The sequence below is a fragment of the Kineococcus siccus genome, assembly GCF_009906795.1.
In the GTDB taxonomy this organism is placed as follows: domain Bacteria; phylum Actinomycetota; class Actinomycetes; order Actinomycetales; family Kineococcaceae; genus Kineococcus; species Kineococcus siccus.
The window spans coordinates 1-17,616 of the sequence record NZ_JAAALN010000072.1; the positions used below are offsets into that span (position 1 = coordinate 1).

At 74.6% G+C, this 17,616-nt stretch carries 19 protein-coding genes; 8 read left to right on the forward strand and 11 right to left on the reverse strand.

What is annotated here, in order from left to right; genetic code table 11:
- Positions 1-44: 44 nt before the first annotated feature.
- Genes GTR02_RS10075 through GTR02_RS23040 form a run of 4 tightly spaced genes read right to left on the reverse strand, consistent with a single transcriptional unit; the run spans position 45 to position 4,334 of the window.
- Positions 45-830 (reverse strand): 3-oxoacyl-ACP reductase, encoded by a 786-nt coding sequence (locus GTR02_RS10075; RefSeq protein ID WP_166607357.1) that lies wholly within the window; start codon positions 828-830, stop codon positions 45-47.
- Between the two features lie 3 nt (positions 831-833).
- Positions 834-2,198: an aldehyde dehydrogenase family protein gene (locus GTR02_RS10080; protein WP_166607358.1), complete on the reverse strand. Its 1,365-nt coding sequence runs from the start codon at positions 2,196-2,198 to the stop codon at positions 834-836.
- On the reverse strand, positions 2,195-2,950 hold the full coding sequence (locus GTR02_RS10085) for a gamma-glutamyl-gamma-aminobutyrate hydrolase family protein (RefSeq protein ID WP_166607359.1): 756 nt from the start codon (positions 2,948-2,950) through the stop codon (positions 2,195-2,197). Before GTR02_RS10085 ends, GTR02_RS10080 begins: the two co-directional genes overlap by 4 nt.
- Positions 2,931-4,334, reverse strand: coding sequence for a glutamine synthetase family protein (locus GTR02_RS23040; RefSeq protein WP_166607360.1), 1,404 nt, complete (start codon positions 4,332-4,334; stop codon positions 2,931-2,933). Before GTR02_RS23040 ends, GTR02_RS10085 begins: the two co-directional genes overlap by 20 nt.
- 106 nt (positions 4,335-4,440) lie before the next feature.
- On the opposite strand from GTR02_RS23040, the gene GTR02_RS10095 reads away from it, so the two are divergent.
- The 4 genes from GTR02_RS10095 to GTR02_RS10110 all read left to right on the forward strand — a co-directional run bounded on the left by GTR02_RS10095 (position 4,441) and on the right by GTR02_RS10110 (position 7,354).
- Positions 4,441-5,373, forward strand: coding sequence for an aldo/keto reductase (locus GTR02_RS10095; protein WP_166607361.1), 933 nt, complete (start codon positions 4,441-4,443; stop codon positions 5,371-5,373).
- Between the two features lie 88 nt (positions 5,374-5,461).
- Entirely contained in the window at positions 5,462-6,307 is an 846-nt protein-coding gene (locus GTR02_RS10100; protein ID WP_166607362.1) for a phosphatase PAP2 family protein, read from the forward strand.
- 21 nt (positions 6,308-6,328) lie between these two features.
- Positions 6,329-6,907, forward strand: coding sequence for a bacterial proteasome activator family protein (locus GTR02_RS10105; RefSeq protein ID WP_276610785.1), 579 nt, complete (start codon positions 6,329-6,331; stop codon positions 6,905-6,907).
- Positions 6,908-7,354 (forward strand): hypothetical protein, encoded by a 447-nt coding sequence (locus tag GTR02_RS10110; protein ID WP_166607363.1) that lies wholly within the window; start codon positions 6,908-6,910, stop codon positions 7,352-7,354.
- Between the two features lie 81 nt (positions 7,355-7,435).
- Here the strand turns inward: GTR02_RS10110 and GTR02_RS10115 are convergent, their stop codons facing one another.
- Both GTR02_RS10115 and GTR02_RS10120 read right to left on the reverse strand, forming a co-directional pair.
- On the reverse strand, positions 7,436-8,416 hold the full coding sequence (locus tag GTR02_RS10115) for a ferritin-like domain-containing protein (RefSeq protein ID WP_166607364.1): 981 nt from the start codon (positions 8,414-8,416) through the stop codon (positions 7,436-7,438).
- A 256-nt stretch (positions 8,417-8,672) separates the two neighbouring features.
- Positions 8,673-9,032 carry a YrdB family protein gene (locus tag GTR02_RS10120; RefSeq protein ID WP_166607365.1) on the reverse strand — a complete coding sequence of 120 codons (360 nt, stop codon included), beginning with the start codon at positions 9,030-9,032 and terminating at the stop codon, positions 8,673-8,675.
- A gap of 121 nt (positions 9,033-9,153) precedes the next feature.
- Here GTR02_RS10120 and GTR02_RS10125 point away from each other — a divergent pair, with 121 nt between their 5' ends.
- The 3 genes from GTR02_RS10125 to GTR02_RS10135 all read left to right on the forward strand — a co-directional run bounded on the left by GTR02_RS10125 (position 9,154) and on the right by GTR02_RS10135 (position 11,245).
- Positions 9,154-9,861, forward strand: coding sequence for a TetR/AcrR family transcriptional regulator (locus GTR02_RS10125; protein ID WP_166607366.1), 708 nt, complete (start codon positions 9,154-9,156; stop codon positions 9,859-9,861).
- A gap of 146 nt (positions 9,862-10,007) precedes the next feature.
- Positions 10,008-11,000 (forward strand): chymotrypsin family serine protease, encoded by a 993-nt coding sequence (locus tag GTR02_RS10130; RefSeq protein ID WP_166607367.1) that lies wholly within the window; start codon positions 10,008-10,010, stop codon positions 10,998-11,000.
- On the forward strand, positions 10,997-11,245 hold the full coding sequence (locus GTR02_RS10135; RefSeq protein WP_166607368.1) for a hypothetical protein: 249 nt from the start codon (positions 10,997-10,999) through the stop codon (positions 11,243-11,245). The genes GTR02_RS10130 and GTR02_RS10135 overlap by 4 nt, the downstream gene beginning before the upstream one ends.
- Here GTR02_RS10135 and GTR02_RS10140 read toward each other — a convergent pair.
- The gene (locus tag GTR02_RS10140; RefSeq protein ID WP_166607369.1) at positions 11,226-12,113 is read right to left on the reverse strand and encodes an HAD-IIB family hydrolase; all 888 of its coding nucleotides are present in this window, start codon (positions 12,111-12,113) and stop codon (positions 11,226-11,228) included. The genes GTR02_RS10135 and GTR02_RS10140 overlap by 20 nt on opposite strands.
- 78 nt (positions 12,114-12,191) lie before the next feature.
- Here GTR02_RS10140 and GTR02_RS10145 point away from each other — a divergent pair, with 78 nt between their 5' ends.
- The gene (locus GTR02_RS10145; RefSeq protein WP_166607370.1) at positions 12,192-12,854 is read left to right on the forward strand and encodes an HAD-IA family hydrolase; all 663 of its coding nucleotides are present in this window, start codon (positions 12,192-12,194) and stop codon (positions 12,852-12,854) included.
- A 71-nt stretch (positions 12,855-12,925) separates the two neighbouring features.
- On the opposite strand, the gene GTR02_RS10150 is transcribed toward GTR02_RS10145, so the two are convergent.
- From GTR02_RS10150 to serS, 4 genes are all read right to left on the reverse strand, one after another.
- Positions 12,926-13,462, reverse strand: coding sequence for a redoxin family protein (locus GTR02_RS10150; protein ID WP_166607371.1), 537 nt, complete (start codon positions 13,460-13,462; stop codon positions 12,926-12,928).
- Between the two features lie 3 nt (positions 13,463-13,465).
- A complete protein-coding gene (gene ctaD / locus GTR02_RS10155; RefSeq protein ID WP_166607374.1) occupies positions 13,466-15,151 on the reverse strand; it encodes an aa3-type cytochrome oxidase subunit I in 1,686 nt (561 codons plus the stop codon).
- A 283-nt stretch (positions 15,152-15,434) separates the two neighbouring features.
- A complete protein-coding gene (locus GTR02_RS10160; RefSeq protein ID WP_338073719.1) occupies positions 15,435-16,229 on the reverse strand; it encodes an HAD family hydrolase in 795 nt (264 codons plus the stop codon).
- A 14-nt stretch (positions 16,230-16,243) separates the two neighbouring features.
- Complete coding sequence (serS, locus tag GTR02_RS10165; protein ID WP_166607372.1) at positions 16,244-17,533, reverse strand: serine--tRNA ligase; 1,290 nt, start codon at positions 17,531-17,533, stop codon at positions 16,244-16,246.
- Positions 17,534-17,616 lie beyond the last annotated feature (83 nt).

Here is a 17,616-nt window from a genome sequence, read left to right on the forward strand (position 1 = left end):
GTCGAGGGCACCGGGTTCGGGGGGCACGGGCTCGGGGGGCACGCTCACTCCGGCGTGACGTAGGCCCCGGCGATGCCGCCGTCGACGAGGAACTGGGAGGCCGTCATGAACGAGGAGTCGTCGCTGGCCAGGAACGCGACCGCGGCGGCGATCTCCTCGGGCTCCGCGAACCGGCCGACGGGCACGTGCACGAGGCGGCGGGCGGCGCGCTCGGGGTCGGCCGCGAACAGCTCCCGCAGCAGCGGGGTGTTCACCGGCCCGGGGCACAGCGCGTTGACGCGCACGCCCTGCCGGGCGAACTGCACGCCGAGCTCCCGGCTGAGGGCCAGCACGCCCCCCTTGGACGCCGTGTAGGAGATCTGCGACGTCGCGGCCCCCATGACGGCCACGAACGACGCGGTGTTGATGATCGAGCCCTTGCCGCGCTCCAGCATGGGCGGGAGCGCGTGCTTGCAGCACAGGTAGACCGACGTGAGGTTGACCTCCTGCACGCGGCGCCAGGCCGCGAGGTCGGTGGTGAGGATCGAGTCGTCGTCGGGCGGGGAGATGCCCGCGTTGTTGAACGCGACGTCGAGGCGGCCGAAGCGCGACACCGTCTCCGCGAACAGCGACCGCACCTGCTCCTCGTCGGTGACGTCGGTGGTGATGGACGCGCCGCCGACCTCGTCGGCCGCGGCGTCCCCCGCCGCCGCGGACACGTCGGCGATCACGACGGTCGCGCCCTCGGCCGCGAACCGCCGCGCCGTGGCCAGTCCGATGCCGCTGCCGCCACCCGTGATGACGGCGACCCGCCCCTCCAGCCGCTGACCCGACACCGCTGCGACCGCCATGACCTACTCCCCGCTCGCGAAGAAGACGTTCTTGACCTCGGTGAACGCGGCGAGCGCGTCCGGGCCGAGTTCCCGGCCCAGGCCGGACTGCTTGAAGCCGCCGAACGGCGTGCCGTAGCGGACGGAGGAGTGCGAGTTCACCGACAGGTTCCCCGCTTCCACCGCGCGACTGACGCGCAGCGCGCGCCCGACGTCCCCCGTCCAGATCGACCCGGACAACCCGTACTCGGAGTCGTTGGCGAGCCGCACGGCGTCCGCCTCGTCGTCGAAGGGGAGCACCACGGCCACCGGCCCGAACACCTCCTCCACGCACACGCGGTCGGTCGCGGAGCCGGGGGCGAGGACGGTCGGCGGGAACCAGAACCCCGGGCCCGACGGGGCGCTGCCGCGGGAGACGACGGGCGCGTCGGCCGGGACGAACGCGGCCACCCGGTCGCGGTGCGCGGCCGAGATCAGCGGCCCCACCTCGGTGTCCTCACGCGTCGGGTCCCCGACGCGGACGGCGCGGACGGCCTCGTCGAGGCGGGCGCAGAACTCGTCGAAGACGGTGCGCTGCACGAGGATGCGCGAACGCGCGCAGCAGTCCTGGCCCGCGTTGTCGAACACGGCGCCCGGCGCGGCCGCCGCGGCGCGCGCGACGTCCGCGTCGGCGAAGACGATGTTCGCGCTCTTGCCGCCGAGCTCCAGCGTCACGCGCTTCACCTGCGCGGCGGCCCCGGCCATGATCTCCTTGCCGACGCGCGTGGAGCCCGTGAAGACCACCTTGCGCACCCGCGGGTCGTCGACGAAGAGCCGGCCGACCACGGGGCCCTCGCCGGGCAGGACCTGGAACACGCCGTCGGGGATCCCCGCGTCGCGGGCCAGCTCCGCGAGCCGCAGCGCGGTGAGGGGGGTGAGCTCGGCCGGCTTGAGGACGACGGTGTTGCCCGCGGCCAGGGCGGGCGCGAACCCCCACGACGCGATGGGCATGGGGAAGTTCCACGGCACGATGAGCCCGACGACGCCCAGCGGCTCGGCGAAGGTGACGTCCAGCCCGCCCGCGACGGGGATCTGCCGCCCGAACAGGCGTTCCGGTGCGGCGGCGTAGTACTCCAGGACGTCGCGCACCGCGGCCGCCTCACCGCGCGCGGAGGTGACGGGGTGGCCCGCGTTGCGCACCTCGAGCTGCGCGAGCTCCTCGCGGTGCGCGTCGACGGCGGCGGCGAAGCGCCGCAGCAGGCGCGCGCGGTCGGCCGGGGCCACCGCGCGCCAGCCGGGGAAGGCGGCCTGCGCACGGCCGACGGCCTCGGCGGCCTGCGCCGCCGACAGCAGCTCGACCGCACCCAGCGGCTCCTCGGTCGCGGGGTTCACCAGGTCCAGGAGGCTCACCGCCGCACCCCCCGCGCCGCCGCGTGCGCCCGGCCGGCCTCGACGACGGCCCGGAACAGGCGGTCGTCCGCGGCGTCCTGCTCGGGGTGGAACTGCACGCCCAGCACGAACGGCTCGCCCGGCCGCTCCACGGCCTGGACGGTCCCGTCCGCGCTGCGCGCCACCACCTCCAGGCCCTCGCCGAGGGTCTCGACCGCCTGGTGGTGGTAGCAGAGGACGTCGGCGCGCTCGCCGAGGATGCCGGCCGCGCGGCTGCCCGCGGCGACCTCGACCGCGACCCGGCCGAACACCCCGCCCCCGGGCTGGTAGGCGTCCGAGCCGACGACGTCCGGCAGGTGCTGCACGAGGGTTCCTCCGAGGGCGACGTTGAGCAGCTGGGCCCCGCGGCAGACCGCCAGGACGGGGAGCCCGGCCGCGAGCGCGAGGGCGAGCAGACCGAGCTCGCTCGCGTCGCGCTCGGGGCGGGACACGGTGCGGGGGTGGGCCTCCCGCCCGTAGTTGGCGGGGTCGACGTCCGCGCCGCCGGACAGGACGAGCGCGTCGAGGCGCTCGAGGACCTCGGGCAGCGCCGGGCCGATGGTGGGCAGCAGCACGGGTGCGCCGCCCGCGCGCAGGACCGCGTCGGCGTACGTCCGCGGCAGCAGCGTCGCCTCGTGGTCCCACACCCCGTAGGCGGCGCGCTCGACGTAGGTGGTGACGCCGACGACGGGGCGGGGCCCGGACGGGGCGAGGTCAGAGGCGCTCGAAGCCACGGACCCGCTCCCAGTCGGTGACGGTGCTCTCGAACGCCGCGAGCTCGACGTGCGCGGCGTTGACGTAGTGGTCGACGACGGCGTCGCCGAAGGCCGCGCGTGCGATCTCGCTGCCCGCCAGCGCGTCGGCGGCCTCCCGCAGCGTCCCGGGGACGCGGTCGGCGTCGCCCGCGTAGGCGTTGCCCGTGGTGACGGGCGGCAGCGGCAGGTCCGCGTCCATGCCGTGCAGGGCGGCCGCGACGAGGGCAGCGACGACGAGGTAGGGGTTGACGTCGCCGCCCGGGACGCGGTTCTCGACCCGCAGCCCGTCCCCGTGCCCGACGACGCGGACGGCGCACGTGCGGTTGTCCAGGCCCCACGCGACGGCGGTCGGGGCGAAGCTGCCCTCCGCGAATCGCTTGTAGGAGTTGATGTTCGGGGCCAGGAAGTACGTCAGGTCGCGCAGCGCGGCCAGCTGGCCCGCGACCAGCTGCCGCATGAGCGGGGAGAACCCGTGCTCGCCGTCACCGGGCAGGACGGCCGAGCCGTCCGTGGAGCGCAGGCTCAGGTGGACGTGGCAGGAGTTCCCCTCCCGCTCGTCGTACTTCGCCATGAAGGTCAGGCTCCGGCCCAGCTGCGCCGCGATCTCCTTCGACCCGGTCTTGTAGACGACGTGGTTGTCGCACGTGGTCAGCGCGTCGGCGTAGCGGAACGCGATCTCCTGCTGGCCGGGGTTGCACTCGCCCTTGGCCGACTCCACGTACAGCCCCGCGCCCGTCATGCCGCGGCTGATGGCCCGCAGGACCGGTTCCACCCGGGCGGTGCCGAGCAGGGAGTAGTCGAGGTTCCAGCGGTTGGCCGACTGCAGCCCCGTGTAGCGCTTGTCCCAGGCCTGCTCGTAGGTGTCGTCGAACAGCAGGAACTCCAGCTCCGTGCCGACGAAGGCCTCGAGCCCGCGCTCGCGCAGCCGGTCCAGCTGCCGGCGCAGGACCTGCCGGGGCGAGACGTCCACGCTGCCGCCCGCGGTGCTCTCGACGTCGCACAGCACGAGCGCGGTGCCCTCGTGCCAGGGCACGCGGCGCAGCGTCGAGAGGTCGGGGCGCAGGACGACGTCGCCGTAGCCCGCCTCCCAGGAGCTGAGCGCGTACCCGCCCACCGTGTTCATCTCGACGTCGACGGCGAGGAGGTAGTCGCAGCCCTCGGTCGCGTTGGACAGGACCTCGTCGAGGAAGAACTCCGCGGAGCAGCGCTTGCCCTGCAGCCGCCCCTGCATGTCCGTCATCGCCACGAGGACGGTGTCGATCTCCCCCGCGGCGACGGCGGCCCGCAGCTGCTCGACCCCCAGGAACCCCTCGCGCTGCGCCACCACGGCCACCGTCCTCGGATTGGGTCGAACCTGATCCATTGGGTGCCGCGAAGCTACCGGCGCCCCGCGCGGAGGCGGGCGGGGTGCGCGCGGCGGTGCTGTGCTGGCCCCCCGACGACACGACACGGAAGGGTTCCCGCACCCCATGACCCGCATCGGCACCTCCGAGCTCGACGTCCGCCCCCTGAGCCTCGGCGGCAACACCTTCGGCTGGACCTCCGACGAGGCCGAGTCCCACCGCGTCCTGGACGCCTTCGTCGACGGCGGGGGCGACTTCGTCGACACGGCCGACGTGTACTCGGCGTGGAGCGACGGCGGCGCCGGGATCTCCGAGACCATCCTCGGCACCTGGTTCGCGAAGTCCGGCAAGCGGGACTCCATCGTCCTGGCGAGCAAGGTCGGCAAGGCCCCCGGGCTGGACGACCTGCGGGCGGACACGATCCGCACGGCCGTCGACGCCTCGCTGCAGCGCCTGCAGACCGACCGCATCGACCTGTACTGGGCCCACGCCGACGACCCGGGCACCCCGCTGGCCGAGACGCTCGGGGCCTTCGACGAGCTGGTCCGGGCCGGCAAGGTCCGCGCGATCGGGGCGTCCAACTACGACGCGGTGCGGCTGGAGGAGGCGCTGGAGACCTCCCGCCGGGAGGGCTTCGCGAGCTACGTGGCGCTGCAGAACGAGTACAACCTCGTGGCGCGCGAGGACTACGAGGGGCGCGTGGCCGACGTCGTCGCCGCCAACGGCCTCGCGTCGGTGCCGTACGCGGCCCTGGCCTCCGGCTTCCTCACGGGCAAGTACCGCCCCGGCCAGAGCGCCGAGAGCGTGCGTGCCGGCAAGGCCGCCGCGTACCTGGACACCCCGCGGGGGCAGGCCGTGCTGCGCGCGCTCGACGAGGTCGCGGCCGCGCACGCGGCGCCGGTCACCTCGGTCGCCCTGGCCTGGCTGACGGCCCAGCCCACCGTCGTCGCGCCCATCGCGAGCGCACGCACCGCCGAGCAGCTGCCCGACCTGCTGGCCGCCCTGACGCTGGAGCTGAGCCGTGACGAGGTGGCCGCCCTGGAGCGCGCCTCGCGCTGACGCCCCCACCCCGCCGGTGCGGTGATCCGCACAGGTTCCGCACCGGCCGGGGAGGCCGGGGAGCGCGGTGGTGCCCCAGGATGGAGGCGTGGTCACCTCCGCTCCCGCCCAGCAGTCCTCGTCGACGCGGTCCGCGCGCGCCCGGGTCTCCGCGGCGTCCGCCGGCGGGGCCCTCGTCCAGAGCGCGGCGCTCGCGGCCGTCTACTGGGCGTGCGTGCGCACGGTGCGCGGCCAGCAGCAGGAGAACGCGCTGCACGAGACCGCCGTCACCACCCCCGACGCCGCGGGCATCGGCTGGCTCCAGCGGGTGTTCGCGGTCGTCGACCGCTTCGAGCCCGTGCACCTGCTCGTCGCCCTCGCGGCCATGCTCCTGCTGGGCGCGCTCAGCGGCCGCGGACGGCTGCGGCGCACGGTGCTCGGCGTCGGCGTGGCCCTCGGCACGCTGGGGGTGACCGAGGTCCTCAAGCTCGTCGTGCTGCAGCGGCCCGACCTCAGCGCGGAGTACGGGACCATCGCCAACAGCCTGCCCAGCGGCCACACGGCGGGCGTGCTCGGGCTGGCCCTGGGGTTCCTCCTCGTCGCGCCGCGCTGGCTGCGCGGGGTCCTCACGGTCGGGGGCGCGGCGGCGGCCGGGGCCATGGGCGCCTTCGTCGTCGACCACGGCTGGCACCGCGTGAGCGACGTCCTCGCCTCCGCGCTGGTCGGCTCGATCGTCCTGTGCCTCGCCCTCGCCCTGCCCACGCGGCAGCGCCCGCGCCTGGGCCGGCTCGCCGCGCTCGCGGTGGGGGTCCCCGTGCTCTCGCTCGCCGCGCTCGTCGTCACCTACGTCCTGCCGACCGGTGGCCTGACGGCGGGCACGTTCGCCGCGGGCGCGGTCGTCGCCGGCACCGTGCTGCTCGCCGCCCGCGTGCTCCCGCGAGAGGTGCGGCGCTGAGCCTCGGGGCAGGATGGGCCCATGGCCGAAGACCCCACTCCGCCCGACGCCGCCCGTGAGACCGCCGACGGCGGCGACCCCCGCGTCGTCGTCGTGACCCCGCAGGGCATGGGCATCGCCCAGCCGCCCGAGGAGGGTGAGCCGGGACCCGCCGACATGGTCTCCCAGCCCGCGAAGGTCATGCGCATCGGCAGCATGGTCAAGCAGCTGCTGGAGGAGGTCCGCTCCGCCCCGCTCGACGAGGCCGGCCGTGCGCGGCTCGCCGTGATCCACGACCGCTCGATCGCCGAGCTCGAGGACGGCCTGGCGCCCGAGCTGGTCGAGGAGCTGCAGCGCATCGCCCTGCCCTTCGCCGAGGGGGCGACCCCGTCGGAGAGCGAGCTGCGCGTCGCGCAGGCCCAGCTCGTCGGCTGGCTCGAGGGGCTGTTCCACGGCATCCAGACCGCGCTCGTGGCCCAGCAGATGGCGGCCCAGGCGCAGCTCGCGGAGATGCGCCGCGCCCTCCCCGGCGGCCTCCCGCAGCAGCCCGTCCCGGGCCGCGCCCCGGGCGGCGACGGCATGCCGCGCGTGCAGGGCCCCGGCACCGGCCAGTACCTCTAGGTGCCGCGCTGGGCGTTCTGGCGACGGCCACCGGACCCGCTGGGCGAGGGGGTCTGGGCCCGCGCGGCGCACTCCGTGGACCGCGCCGTGCGCCGCTTCGAGCAGGTCGTCGACGGGTGCCCCCCGGGGCCGTCGCGCGCGGCGCTGGAGGAGTTCCTGCCGCGCATGGACCGGGTGGCCCGGGCCGCGCGGGCGCGCGCCCTGCAGGCGCAGGCGGACGCGCCGTCCACCCAGCTGCTCGTCCCGGCGGGGCCCGACGGTGAGCACCCCGAGGTGCACCGTCGCCTGACCCGCACAGCGACGGCGTGCGCGCAGGCGGCCGAGGCCGCCGCCATGGTGCGCGTCAACGCGGGCGAGGGGGCCGACGCCGGCGAGGTCCCGAGCGCCGAGCGGATCGCGGCCGTCGAGCGGGCCGTCGTGCGGGCCGAGGAGCTCGCGGGGCTCTGAGCCTGCGCACCCGCCGTTCCTGCGCGGACGGCCCGGCACCCGGGGGTGAGCCGGGGGCCGAGCCGCTGGTGGTGAGGTGGGTCAGTGCGCGTCGGAGGCGCGGATGTCGCCGTTGACGCCCTGCGGGAAGAACCCGCCGCGGTTGGTCTTGCCCGGGTTGAGGAAGACCACGTTGAGGACCTGGCCGAAGGTGCGCGAGTAGGCCACCCCGTTGGCGTCGCCGGGGGCGACGATGAACGAGCGGTTCGGGCCCGTGATGCCCTGGTCGACGTCGGTGGGCCCGTCGAGGGAGTCGCGGGCGTTGGAGATGGCGTCGGCCGCCGACGCCAGCCCGCGCGCCTCGAGCGTCGTGCGGATGGTGGCGGCGTGGTAGGCCTCGAAGGCCAGGATGCCGGCGGCGGCCTCCAGGTACGTCTTGTTCGAGATCAGGGGAGCCGCGCCCTTGTAGGCCGTGACCCCGACGTCCTCGAACAGGAACGCGCCCAGCAGGAAGCTGTTCTCGTCGGCGAACGGGTTGAACGTCTGCCCGGGCTTGATGAGACCCGCCGCCTGGGCGGCGGCGGTGAAGGAGCCGACCAGGTCGATGGTGGGTCGCGAGACCTTGACCGTGCCCAGCACCGCGCGCAGGAGCTTGACGTGGGCGATCTCGTCCCGGGCGATCGCCTCGGCGATCTTGCGCACCGAGGCGGACTTGAACGGGACCTTGGACCCGCCGGTGACCGCACCGATGTTGTAGTTGCCGTCGATGTCGCGGGAGTCCAGTCCGCGGCCGAAGGCGGCGTAGGAGTAGAACTCCGCCTCGAGGTACTCCAGGTTCAGCGCGAAGTTGAGGATCGTGGCGTCGGAGATGAGTTCCCCGTTCGCCGTCTGCCCGTTCGGCTGCGCCGAGCTGGGCGGGTTCGTGTCGGCGGCGGAGGCGGCCGAGGCGCCACCGGTGCCCACGGCTGCCGCACCGGCGACGCCGAGACCGGCCAGGCCGGCGGTGCGCAGGAAGCTGCGGCGGTCGGCGCCGGTCTCAGCGCTGCGGTCGATCATGGACGTGACGAGCTTGTTTCCGAACACGGTTCCTCCGGTGGATCGGGGTGACGTCGTTCGAGCCCGGTCGCGCTGCCTCCGTTGGCAGGCCGCTCGACCGTCGTGCCGACCGGCGACGCGCGCTGGTCGGCACCACTTCGGGGCACTGGGCCGAACGGATTGCTCTGGGACGGAAGAATCCTGGCTCGGTGGGAAACTGGTACCCTCCGCCGTCTGCCGGTGACGCTGCGTCTAACTTCCCGGGTCCCGGCCTCGCGCGGAAGGGTGCCGACCGGTCGCGCCCTCACGGGGAAGCGGGACCGCCGCGCAGCAGGTGCAGGAGCAGGGTGTTCAGGACGACGGCCACGACCAGCCCGGCGGCGAGCCGCGGGTGACCGGTGGCCCGCAGCGCGAGAGCGGCCGCACCGAAGAAGGAGACGACCACCACCGGCGTCAGCACCGGACCGGCGAGGGGTGCCCGGGGAGCGGCGAACAGCCCCCAGACGAGGGCGCCGCCCGACGGCGCGGCGACGGCGAGCACCACGCTGGTCACCGTGTGAGCACCCGCGCGGAAACCCCAGACGGCGAAGGCGACGAGGGCGCACAGCTCGAGCCCGAAGGCCAGCGCCAGGCTCGGCCACAGGTGGAGTGGTCCCAGCGACATGGTTCCCGCCTTCCGTGAACGGTGTTCTCGACGAGGACCACTGTGCACGCACCCGGCGGGCGTCGTCAAGAGCACCGTTCTCGACGCAGAGCAGGGCTCACGCCTGTGACATGCTCTCCCGATGACCGCTCCTGCGACGGCGCGTGCGCGTGCGCGCGCCGAGCTGACCCGCGAGATTCTCGACGCGGCTCGCGCCCAGCTCGCCACCGACGGGGCCGACCGGTTGTCGCTGCGCGCCGTGGCCCGGGAGCTGCAGATGGTGCCGTCCGGGTTGTACCGCTACTACGCCAGCCGCGACGACCTCCTGACGGCGCTGATCGTCGCGGCCTACGACGCCCTGGGGGACGCCGCCGACCGCGCCCTCGCGGCGGCCCCCGCGGGCGACCACCGCCGCCGGTGGCGGGACGTCTGCCGGGCGGTGCGCACCTGGGCCGTGTCCCACCCCCACGAGTTCGCCCTCGTGTACGGCTCGCCCGTCCCCGGGTACCGGGCTCCGGCCGACACCGTCGGCCCCGCCACCCGCGTGTACACGCTCCTGCTCGGCGTCCTCACCGACGCCGCGCGCGCCGGGCAGCTGGCACCGGCGCCCGGTGGCGAGGCCCTGCCGACGGGCCTGCACGAGGACACCACGGCACTGCTGGCCACCCTCGACGTGGCCGCCCTGGGCGCCGCCCGACTGCTGCGGGCGATCACCGCGTGGACGCAGGTGCTCGGCGCCGTCGGCCAGGAGGTGTTCGGCCACCTCGCGGGGGCCTTCCGCGACGACGCGCTGTTCTTCGACCACACCGTCGACCTCATGGCCGACCTCGTGGGGCTCCCGCCCGGCTGAGCGCAGGAGCGGGGACGCTGCACGGGCGCCCCCGACGACACGGTGGCCCACTCCGCCCGACGGACACGCCGCGGGGCCTGGCCCGTGTCGTAGGTGACTGCCAGGGTTCATCTCGTCACAGAACGACGATCGAGGGAGCTCCACCCATGCACATCGACTCCGCCCGCGAGCTCAAGGCCGAACTGCGGGCCCGGGCCTCGGACGAGCTCGTCGCGCTCGCCGCCCCCACCGGCGTCGCCTCGATCGGGATCAGCGTGCTGGGCCGCGGCGCCGACGGTCCGCGCTACGGCGTGGCCGTGCGCTACTCCGGCCCGCGCGGCGACGCCCTGCTGGGCCGGGCGCGCGAGCTCGCGGGGACGAGCGCCGGCTCGGAGGTCGACGTGCGCGACGTCGGCCGGGTCGTGGCCCTGACCGCGCCCACGGAGGACCGGACGTGGTCGGCGGCGTCGCTGCGGCGCCGGGTCCGGCCCCTGCACCCCGGGCTGTCGATCGCGCACCGCGACGTCACGGCCGGCACGCTGGGCGCCTTCGTCACCGTGACCGGCTCCGACGGCGTCTACGTGCTGTCCAACAACCACGTCCTCGCCGACTCCGACCGGGGCGCGCTGGACGACGCCGTGCTGCAGCCCGGCCCGGCCGACGGCGGCCGCGCGGGCGACCGGGTGGGCCGCCTCGCGCGCGCCGTGGCGCTGGAGGCCGGGGGCGGCAACGCGGTGGACGCCGCGATCGCCCTGCTGGAGGGCGTGTCCTCGCCCGACGACGACAGGATCGACCCCACGTACCCCGTCGGCCGGCTCGTCGGGATCGCCGAGCCGGACGACGAGATCACGGTGGAGAAGGTCGGCCGCACGACCGGCTGGACCACCGGGCGCATCACGGCCATCGAGCTGGACGACGTCGCCGTGGAGTACCCCGTCGGCGTCGTCAGCTTCGACGGGCAGATCGAGGTGACCGGCACGACCTCGGCGTTCTCGGCGGGCGGCGACTCGGGCTCGCTCGTCTACCGCCCGGACACCCGCCAGGCCGTGGGCCTGCTCTTCGCGGGCAGCGAGCGGGGCGGGGACGACGGCACCGGGCTGACCTTCTGCAACCCGATCTCTCTTGTGCTCGACGCTCTCGGTGCGACACTGGTGAGGTGAGCCAGGACGCGGGACGGACCGACCCCACGGGGGCCTCAGCAGCGCGCGCCGCCAAGGCGCACGTGCGTCAGCTGGTGGCCGGGGACTCCCGCGTCAACGGGATCGGCCTGTCCCGACAGTCCGGTGGCTGGGCCGTCAAGGTCAACGTGGTGGACGACGCGGACTCCCCCGAGCTGCCGGCGACGGTCGACGGCGTGCCCGTGCGCGTGACGGCCGTGGGCCGGATCAGCGCCCGCGCCAGCTGAGCAACCGCTCCAGCACCTGCGCCACGCCGTCCTCGCCGCACGCCGCCGCCACGTCGTCCGCCGCCTCCCGCGCGTCCGCGTGGCCGTCACCCATCGCGTACGAGCGCCCGGCCCAGCGCAGCATCTCCAGGTCGTTGGGCATGTCGCCGAAGGCCACGACGCCCTCGCGCCCGACGCCCCGGTCCGCGGCGACCTCGGCCAGCGTCGTCGCCTTGCTCACGCCGAGCCGGCCGATCTCGATGAGCGAGTCGACCGCGTTGGAGTGCGTCACGTTGACGAGGTGGCCGACCGCACCGACGGCCACGCGCACCATCTCGTCGCTCGGGGTCCCGGGGCACTTCGCGAGGATCTTCACCACGGGCGGGGAGTCCACCAGCAGGTCGTCGAGCTCCGCGACCCGCGCCTCCAGCCCCGCGTCGAAGCGGGTGGCGTAGGCCGGCTCGCGGCGAAAGCCCGCGAGGGCCTCGAGCGCGAAGCCGATGCCCGGCAGCACCGGGCGCAGCAGGTCGGCGACCTCGCGCACGGTCGCGCGCGGGATCTCGTGCTGGCGCACGACCTCGCCGCGGTCCAGGTCGAAGACGACGGCGCCGTTGGCGCACACCACCTGCCCGCGCAGCCCGGCCTCCTCGGCCAGCGGCGTCACCCAGCGCGGCGGGCGGCCCGTCACCGGGACGATGCTGATGCCGACCTCCGCGCACGCCGCGAAGGCCGCGAGGGTGCGCGCCGACAGCGGCCGGTCGCGGGGGATGACGGTGCCGTCGAGGTCGGTGGCGACGAGCCGCCACCCCGCTGCGAACGCGCGCTCGTCGGCGTCGCGCGTGGCGGCCGACCCCTCGTCGAGGGTGCTGGCGGCGGGTTCGGGCGTCACCGCACCAGTCTGCCTCACCGGCCCGGCCGGGCCCGCGCGCGGAGGATTCCCCGGCCGCCGGGCGGGTAGTGCCCCTGCGTGGCAGACACGGCGATCTTCGACGTCGACGGGACCCTCGTCGACACCAACTACCAGCACACCCTCGCGTGGGCGCGGGCCTTCGCCCGCTGCGGCGTCGTCCGCCCGCTGTGGCGGATCCACCGCGGGATCGGCATGGGCGGCGACACCTTCGTCCCGGCCGTGGCCGGCGACGACGTCGAGCGGGAGCACGGCGAGGAGCTGCGGGCCGCGTGGGTCGAGGAGTTCGACCGGCTGATCGACGAGGTGCAGCCCTTCGACGGCGCGCACGAGCTGCTGCAGGAGGTGGCCGACCGCGGGTTCACGGTGGTCCTCGCGAGCAGCGGCAAGACCCAGCACGTCGAGCGGTTCCTCGACCTCGTCGACGGGCGCTCGATCGCCGCGGCGTGGACGACGTCGGAGGACGCCGAGAGGAGCAAGCCGGAGCCCGACGTCGTCCAGGCCGCGCTCGACCGCGTCGGCGCCTCCAGCGGCGTCATGCTCGGCGACTCCACCTGGGACGTCGTCGCGGCGGGCAAGCTCGACGTCCCGACGATCGCCGTGCGCACGGGCGGGTTCAGCGTCGAGGAGCTCACCGGCGCCGGGGCGGTGACCGTGTTCGACTCGCTGGTCGAGCTGCGCGAGCGGCTGGACGACACGCCCCTGGCGCGGCCGTCCCGCTGACGCGGCGACGGCCGGGCCGTCGGTCACGGCGACGCGGTGCGGCCCCGTCCCCTCGGCGGGGCCGGACCGCGTCAGCTCGGGACGACGGCGTGCTGCGCCAGCCACGGGGCGTCCACGGGCCGCGCCGCGTGGTCCACCACGGCGCCGCGCGCGGAGACGAGGAAGGTCTCGGTGGCGTGCCGGAGCCCCCACGCGGCGGCCCGGCTGCCGTCGCCGTCGGTGATCGACAGCAGGCCGCGGGCCCCGACCGCGGCCAGCGCGCGTCGGCAGTGCTGCTCCGAGCCCGTGGTCGCCAGCCCGACGAGGCGGACGCCGTCGTCGAGCAGCCCGGGGCCGACCGAGGCCAGCAGCTGCAGGTGGTCCCGGCAGGCCGCCGACCCCGGGTCCCACGAGGTCACGAGCACGGGTGCGCCCCGCCAGGCGGTCAGGTCGAACCAGGTGCCGTCCAGGGCCCGGCCCGCGAGCGGCGGCGCGACGGCCCCGACGAGGGAGTCGCGCGTGGCCACCCGGACGCCCGCGTAGGCGGCGGCACCCGCGAGCCCCGCCGCGACGAGGCTGCCCAGCGCCGTGCGGCGGCGGACTGCGGAGAGCCGGTCGGCGTCGCCCACGGCTCAGGACCCCTGACGTCCGGGCAGGTCCTCCTGCCGGCCGCCGAGCTCCGGTTCGCCCCAGACGTGGTCGAGCAGGTTCTTGCTGTGCTCGTCGGTCGGGGTGTCGTGGGCGGCGACCTCGGGGTGGTGCAGGTCGAACGCCGGGCGCTCCGAGCGGATGCGCGGCAGGGACGTGAAGTTGTGCCGCGGCGGGGGGCAGGACGTCGCCCACTCCAGCGAGTTCCCGTAGCCCCAGGGGTCGTCCACGGTGACCCTCTCGCCGTGGCGGGCGGTCTTGTAGACGTTCCACAGGAACGGGACGAACGAGGCGCCGAGGACGAAGGAGCCGACCGAGGAGATCTGGTTGTAGACGGAGAACCCCTCGCCGGGGAGGTAGTCGGCGTACCGGCGCGGCATCCCCTCGGCCCCCAGCCAGTGCTGGATGAGGAACGTCGTGTGGAAGCCGACGAACAGCAGCCAGAAGTGGATCTTGCCGAGGCGCTCGTCGAGCATCTTGCCCGTCAGCTTGGGCCACCAGAAGTGGAACCCGGCGAACATCGCGAACACCACGGTCCCGAAGACGACGTAGTGGAAGTGCGCGACGACGAAGTACGTGTCCGACAGCTGGAAGTCCAGCGGCGGTGCCGAGAGGATGACGCCCGTCAGACCGCCGAAGAGGAACGTGACGAGGAACCCGATCGCCCAGAGCATGGGGGTGTCGAACGTCAGCGACCCGCGCCACATCGTGCCGATCCAGGTGAAGAACTTCAGCCCGGTCGGGACGGCGATGAGCATGGTCATGAAGGCGAAGAACGGCAGGACGACCTTGCCGGTGGGGTACATGTGGTGCGCCCACACGACGGTCGCGAGGCCCGCGATGGAGATGGTCGCGAAGACCAGGCCCTTGTAGCCGAAGACGGGCTTGCGGCTGAACACCGGCAGCACCTCGGTGATGATGCCGAAGAAGGGCAGCGCGATGATGTAGACCTCGGGGTGCCCGAAGAACCAGAACAGGTGCTGCCACAGGATCGGCCCGCCGTTCGCGGCCTCGAACACGTGGGCCCCCATGACGCGGTCGGCCGCCAGCGCGAGCAGGGCCGCCGCCAGCACGGGGAACGCCATGAGGACGAGCACGCTCGTGATGAGCGTGTTCCACGTGAAGATCGGCATCCGGAACATCGTCATGCCGGGGGCGCGCATGCAGATGATCGTGGTGATGAAGTTGACGGCGCCGAGGATGGTGCCGAACCCCGACAGCGCGAGGCCCATCACCCAGAGGTTGCCGCCGAGGCCGGGCGAGTGCACGACGTCGGACAGCGGCGTGTAGGCGAACCAGCCGAACGACGCGGCCCCACCCGGCGTGGCGAACCCCGCGGCCACGAGCAGCCCGCCGAAGAGGAAGAGCCAGAACGACAGCATGTTCAGCCGCGGGAAGGCGACGTCCGGCGCCCCGATCTGCAGCGGCATGATCGCGTTGGCGAAGGCCGAGAACAGCGGCGTCGCGAACAGCAGCAGCATGATCGTGCCGTGCATCGTGAACGCCTGGTTGTACTCGTTCTTGGTGTTGAAGACCTGCATGCCGGGCTCGAACAGCTCCGCGCGGATCAGCAGCGCCATGACCCCGGCGAGCAGGAACCACGTGAACGCCGCGACGAAGTACAGGTTGCCGATCACCTTGTGGTCGGTGCTGGAGAGCCAGCCGGCCATCTTCGCGCCGCGCCGCACGGGGACGGGCACGCCGAGGGGCTGGCGCGACGCCGGGGCGCCGTGGGCCGTGGTCGGCGCGCCGCGGCGGGTGGTCGGGGAGGTGGTCACACGCGTTCCTCTGCGGGAGCGACCGGGCCACGGCGCGGTCTCGCGGACGCTGGGGAGGCCGTCCGGGACCGGGTGCGGGCACCGGCCGAGAGGGGGACCCGCTCTGTTGCAGACGTCCTGCGGGAAGGGTGGCGCAGGCGGCCGCGCCGCGCAAGCGGCGGGCCCGCGCGCGGGCTCAGGCGAGCAGCGAGTCCAGCACGTCGGCGAGGCCGTCGGCGCTCACGGGGCCCGTCACCTCGTCGGCCGCCTCCTGCACCTGGGCGGGCGCGTTGCCCATGGCGACCCCGCGCGCGGCCCAGCGCAGCATCTCGATGTCGTTGCGGCCGTCGCCCACGGCGACGGTGTCGGCCGCGTCCACGTCCAGGCGCAGCCGCACCTCCTCCAGCGCCGACGCCTTCGTGATGCCGTCGGGCGCCAGGTCCAGCCACGCGGTCCAGCCCACGGAGTAGGCCACGCCGTGCAGCCCGACCGCGTCGACGAGGTCCATGAACTCGCTCGACGTGTGGTCGGGGCTGCGCACCACGACACGCATGACGGGCTCGGTGAACAGCTCGTCGAAGCCCACGACGTCCAGCTCCCCCGTGAGCTCCCCGTCGGGGAACGGCGCGGTCACCTTGAACCCCCGGCCGAGGACCTCGACGGCGAACAGCCCCGTCGGCAGGTGCTCGCGCAGGGCGCCCGCGACGGCGGAGGGGTCGAACGTGTGGACCGACACGACCTGGTAGCCCGCGTCGAGGCTGGAGTCGAGGCGGACGGTCGCGGCCCCGTTGCTGCAGACGACGTAGCCCTCCTCCAGGCCCAGGCGCTGCACGACCGGCAGGGTCCCGTGCAGCGAGCGCCCGGTGGCGACGACGACGTGCGCACCGCTCTTGGCGAGCCGCCGCACGCTCTCGCGCACGCGGTCGCTCAGCCGCTCGTCGTGGTCGACGATCGTCCCGTCGACGTCCAGGCCGACCAGCAGGGTGCTCACGCCTCCGACAGTAGTCAGGCCGGCGGCGTCAGGACGTCGAGGCCCAGGAACGGCCGCAGCGCCGCGGGCACGCGCACGGACCCGTCGGCCTGCTGGTGGTTCTCCAAGACGGCGACGAGCCAGCGCGTCGTGGCGAGCGTGCCGTTCAGCGTCGCGACCGGCCGCGTCGACGTGGGCGCCGAGCCGTCGGCCGCCGGGACGCGCTCGCGGATGCCGAGGCGGCGGGCCTGGAAGGTCGTGCAGTTCGACGTCGACGTGAGCTCGCGGTAGCGCCCCTGCGACGGCACCCAGGCCTCGCAGTCGAACTTGCGGGCCGCCGAGGAGCCGAGGTCGCCGGCCGCGGTGTCGATGACGCGGTAGGGCACCTCGACGGCGGCCAGCATGTCCTCCTCGAACGCGAGCAGGCGCTCGTGCTCGGCCGCGGCGTCCTCCGCGCGGCAGTAGGAGAACATCTCGACCTTGTGGAACTGGTGCACCCGGATGATGCCGCGGGTGTCCTTGCCGTAGGAGCCCGCCTCGCGGCGGTAGCAGGCCGACCAGCCCGCGTAGCGCTTCGGGCCCGCGGACAGGTCGAGGATCTCGTCGGCGTGGTAGCCCGCGAGCGCCACCTCCGAGGTGCCCGTGAGGTAGAGGTCGTCCTCGGCGAGGTGGTAGACCTCCGCGGCGTGGGCGCCGAGGAACCCGGTGCCCGCCATGACCTCCGGCTTGACCAGCGTCGGGGTGATCATGGGAGTGAAGCCCGCCGCGGTGGCGCGGGCGACGGCCATGTTCAGCAGCGCCAGCTCGAGCAGCGCGCCGACGCCCGTAAGGAAGTAGAACCGCGAGCCCGACACCTTGGTGCCGCGCTCGACGTCGATGGCGCCGAGCCGCTCGCCGAGCTCGAGGTGGTCGCGCCAGGCGTCGAGGCCCGCCGGCAGCGCGGGGGCCTGCCCGACCTCGCGGACGACGACGTAGTCGTCCTCGCCGCCGGGCGGGACGCCGTCCAGGACGACGTTGGGGATGCGCCGCAGCTCCTGGTCGAACTCCGCGCCGCGCGCGTCGGACTCCGCCTGCGCGGCCTTCACCTGCTCGGAGAGCTCCTTCACCGCGGCCAGCAGGGCCTGCTTCTCCGCACCCTGCGCGGCGGCCACGGCCTTGCCGCGGGACTTCTGCTCCGCGCGCAGCCGCTCGAACTCGGCGATCGCGGTGCGGCGCGCGACGTCGGCCGCGAGGACGCGGTCGACGGCCGCCTCGTCCTCGCCGCGGGCGCGCTGGCTGGCGCGCACCGCCTCCGGGTCGTCCCTCAGCTGTCGCAGGTCGATCACCCGACCGACCCTAACGCGTGGCCCCCGCCGCCCCCGCGTCGATTCCCGGCGCGAAGGCACCGAACTCCAGCGAGCACGCGACG

Bases quoted from the DNA above. Each gene is read 5' to 3' on its own strand.
- GTR02_RS10095 (WP_166607361.1), top strand. From the start codon at position 4,441: ATGACCCGCATCGGCACCTCCGAGCTCGACGTCCGCCCCCTGAGCCTC.
- GTR02_RS10075 (WP_166607357.1), bottom strand. From the start codon at position 830: ATGGCGGTCGCAGCGGTGTCGGGTCAGCGGCTGGAGGGGCGGGTCGCC.
- GTR02_RS10125 (WP_166607366.1), top strand. From the start codon at position 9,154: ATGACCGCTCCTGCGACGGCGCGTGCGCGTGCGCGCGCCGAGCTGACC.
- GTR02_RS23040 (WP_166607360.1), bottom strand. From the start codon at position 4,334: ATGGATCAGGTTCGACCCAATCCGAGGACGGTGGCCGTGGTGGCGCAG.
- ctaD (WP_166607374.1), bottom strand. From the start codon at position 15,151: ATGGCCGGCTGGCTCTCCAGCACCGACCACAAGGTGATCGGCAACCTG.
- GTR02_RS10120 (WP_166607365.1), bottom strand. From the start codon at position 9,032: ATGTCGCTGGGACCACTCCACCTGTGGCCGAGCCTGGCGCTGGCCTTC.
- GTR02_RS10105 (WP_276610785.1), top strand. From the start codon at position 6,329: ATGGCCGAAGACCCCACTCCGCCCGACGCCGCCCGTGAGACCGCCGAC.
- GTR02_RS10130 (WP_166607367.1), top strand. From the start codon at position 10,008: ATGCACATCGACTCCGCCCGCGAGCTCAAGGCCGAACTGCGGGCCCGG.